Annotated in this window: 1 protein-coding gene; it reads left to right on the top strand. The window is 49.1% G+C overall.

What is annotated here, in order from left to right; genetic code table 11:
* Positions 1–303: 303 nt before the first annotated feature.
* Positions 304–2,751: a hypothetical protein gene (locus FJ147_28100; protein MBM4259746.1), complete on the top strand. Its 2,448-nt coding sequence runs from the start codon at positions 304–306 to the stop codon at positions 2,749–2,751.
* Positions 2,752–2,968 lie beyond the last annotated feature (217 nt).

The raw sequence follows: 2,968 nt of genomic DNA, 5'->3' as shown, positions 1-2,968 counted from the left end.
TTGTCTTTGTAACTTTGATGGTCGGTCACGCCATCAGAACTTAACATCAAAACTCTGGTGGGCGTTGAGGGACTTGAACCCCCGACCCTCTCCTTGTAAGGGTCGCAAGGGCTTATCAGCTACAACCTGCAGTGACTAATGGTAGTGAACCCAGAAATTTAGTTACCGAATCAGTTCCTTCTTTGTCAGATCTCAGTGGCGCCTGCATTCGTGGCAACAGGCCGGACTGAAATCAATTCCCGTCCCCGAAGAAGAGCCGGCTCTTTCGATTTATGACAGAAAGTGGAATGTTAACGTCGGGGAATGGTCGCTGAGCTCGCACAAATAGCCGGGATCCCGCTGGGGGTGATTCGCCTGATCGGGGCGGAGATTGTTTTTGGAAGCGATAATGATGGAAATAGCCGAGGCCGGGTGTGGCTTCCACTTCAAGCTTCCAATCATTTGATTTACGGGAAAAACGGTGTTGGGAAGTCAACTATCGTCAATCTGCTCCGATGCGCGCTCACCGGAGAGGAACCTTTGGACGATGCTCGAATTGACCTATTCATAGAGCTCGACGAAAATGCGCCACTCCCGATACGCGAACACGCTCAGGAATTCGTTGTAATAGATGGCCTCGACTCCGATGGGGAAGAATCGTCTCGAATACCTCTTTCGATCGATTCGGATCATGATGAGAACGAAAACGAAAAGGAGACCGAGTGGGGGGAAAGCGAAGAGGATGATGCGAGTGATTTGGGTCTGCTGGCTGACGGTTCAGGAGACGACGAGCAGAGTGAGACATACGACGCCGAGGATCATTTATTTCTAGATACCGAAGAGCTAGTGAAAGCGATATCTGAATGTAGTTTTTTTCAACAACACTGCCCTGCTATTGGGATGGAGTTTGACGCATTCGACGCGATCCAGCGACTTTTTGCCGACAACGATCAGGGCATTGACATGGAACAGTTTGTCAGTCGTTCCTGGAACGACCTTTCGGGTGTTTCGCTTCGTCAAGCGCGCAATACATGGCTTGCATACTGCTATCTTGAAGACAAAAATTCAGACTTTGGCCACAACGAAAAGACTCTGTCAATAGTCGCACGCGCCTACCGGGAGGCTGCAGCCCAAAGCTATTACTGCCTGACACCGGTCGGTAAAAGCGAAGCTCCAGAGTGGGAGTTGACCGTCGCATGCAAAGCTTCACATGCCACATCTGGGCTTAAGGATTTATACAGCCTGTTCGAAGCTTGTCGCGAGGCTGCTGAAACCGACGAACTCGCGGATTTGGACAGCGAACTAGATCCTCGGGCTCTTCTCCCATCAATGGCGTTAACAGATTGGGAATATCCAACCGAAAACCAGTTCTTAGAGCCATCCACAGAGCATCCGTACCGAAAACTGCGACCATATATGGAACGAACACCAAGAGTCAAAGCGGACTTCCTCCACTGGGATGATTTGCTAGAGGTCCTAAACCTTTCAGACTTCTTTGATTACTCCAAATGGCGTCTCGAAACATCTAAGGCTCTTTTCCCAGCCGATTCAGATGAAGGTTCATGGACGGTAATTTTCTCGAATGGCCCAGACGGTGTAGAAGACTCAATTGAGTCATCAAAGCTCGACGAACTCAAAAAACTTATCCAACAAGTTGCCGAGGCAGTATCAAAAATGGATATCAATGTTCTCGACATCAGGATCCAAACAAGCACCGATTTCACTAAATGGATTTCAGGTCAAGGCATCGAGCTACAAGCACAAGACGCCACTACCAGGTCATGGGTCGACTTCATCGAGTTAAGCAGCGCCCAACAGCACATCATCTCTTCGGTGCTTCGTTTAATTCAACCGAAAACCGCCCGAGACAGCAATTCGCCGCCTTTCAGAATCGTCCTGGGTGATGAACCCGACCGAAACATGCACCAAATAGCTATTCGACATTTCTATGAGTTCTTAGACCGAAAAGAAACTTGCTCCTACCTGTCCACACACTCGTCAGTTGCGCTTTCGCTGCCTTCGTTCTCTCGCCTACACGCCTACCGTAAACCATCTGGGAATATTCGATTAGTGCCATGGACACCAATATTCTTGGCAAAATCTGAAGGATTCGATCTCGGTGTCGACAAGACGGCTCTCCTATCTGCTGTGAGCTTGGTCATCCTTGTCGAAGGTGCACACGACGAAGAAGCGATCAAACTCCTACTTACCCAAACTGATTCTCAGGTTTACAATCGCGTCCTGGTACTGCCCTGGCGAGGTCATAGAACGATGAACACGATCGCCGATTCTTACGTTTGGATGAACATGACAGACGCCCGCATACTCGTTGTCGTTGACAACAGTCGAGCCCAGATAATCAACAAATGGTGTGAGATCATAAAAAAATCATTTACTGAAGGCCGACCACTAGCCAAAATCACACGCGAACTTCGGGAAAGCAGCGGACTCTCCGGCGAAGAGAAAACTCTTAGGGACCTCCTTGAACGGTCAATCCAAATCGGTGTAGCCGATCGGGTATTTGCCTTCGGTTTCTCTCGCGGCGACATTATCGAATACGCAGACCCAGCAGACTTCGGTTTGAAAAAAAGTTGGCAAGACCTCCGTCGCGACTACCAACGCAGCACGAACCGAACATCTTTCAAAGATTGGCTTCGAAGTGAGCATGCTGCTCGAATATCAACCAAGGCCGTAACTGCAGCATTTGCCAATCTTGACCACCTTGATGACGATCTCGTAAATTTGCTGAAACTCATCAAAGACATCGGTTGAAAAACTTCCCAAAAGATATAGCCGCCAATACCAGGAACCTCAGAGCCACAAATGATCCAGGTGCCCGGAGATAACCATTCCTGGGATGCGGTAATCGAATGCCTTCCAACAAGCCTCAAAGCATATGAGGCTTTGCGCAGGCTGCCCGAAATGACAATTATTTTGTGATGAATGGCGTTGAAGCTACTAGCGCTAACCGTGATCTGGGTTGCGGCTG

It is taken from the genome of Deltaproteobacteria bacterium (assembly GCA_016874775.1).
GTDB lineage: Bacteria > Desulfobacterota > Binatia > Bin18 > Bin18 > VGTJ01.
This window is presented reverse-complemented; position numbering and strand designations above follow the sequence as displayed.

Coding starts and splice junctions, on each gene's coding strand:
- FJ147_28100 (MBM4259746.1), top strand. CDS start 304: ATGGTCGCTGAGCTCGCACAAATAGCCGGGATCCCGCTGGGGGTGATT.